Raw genomic sequence first — 633 nt, 5'->3', positions numbered from 1 at the left:
GCGGACGTAGCCGGCCTGGGCGTCGGTGCGGACGTCGATGGTGTCGACACCGAGGCCGTTGGCGCTCATCGAGGTGGCGATGCTGACGTCGATGACCTCGCCGACGTTCGCACCGACCTGGAACGTGCCGTTGGTGTAGGTGCCGTCGAGCAGCTTGGCGCCGTTGAACTGCGTCGTGTCCGCGATGCGGGTCAGCTCGGAGTTGAGCTGGCTCATCTCGGACTGGATGTTGCCCTTCGCGTCGGCCGACAGACCACCGGTGTTGGCCGCCTGCACCGACAGGTCGCGCATGCGCTGGAGGATGGCGTGCGTCTCGGTGAGCGCGCCCTCAGCGGTCTGCACGACGGAGATGCCGTCCTGAGCGTTGCGCACAGCAACCTTCAGGCCACCGATCTGCGAACGCAGACCCTCGGAGATCGCCAGACCGGCCGCGTCGTCGGCCGCACGGTTGATCCGGAAGCCGGACGAGAGCTTCTCAAGCGACTTGCTCAGGTCGTTCTGCGTGACCGACAGGTTGCGGTAGCTGTTCAGCGCCGCGATGTTCTGGTTGATCGAGAGACCCATGGTGAACTCCTCCTTGAATCGGGTCCTGACACGCCGCCCCTCCATGGGCGAGCACCGATCAGATCGGCA

Annotated in this window: 1 protein-coding gene; it reads right to left on the bottom strand. The window is 65.7% G+C overall.

Features of this window, described 5'->3' with window-relative positions; genetic code table 11:
- The coding region (locus AFE02nite_RS17220) for a flagellin N-terminal helical domain-containing protein (protein ID WP_034250470.1) at nt 1-564 on the bottom strand (564 nt) is incomplete at its 3' end.
- Between the last annotated feature and the right edge of the window lie 69 nt (nt 565-633).

This window comes from Actinotalea fermentans, assembly GCF_007991475.1.
Classification (GTDB): domain Bacteria; phylum Actinomycetota; class Actinomycetes; order Actinomycetales; family Cellulomonadaceae; genus Actinotalea; species Actinotalea fermentans.
The sequence above is the reverse complement of the archived record's forward strand: the minus strand, read 5'-3'. Positions and strand labels throughout refer to the sequence as shown.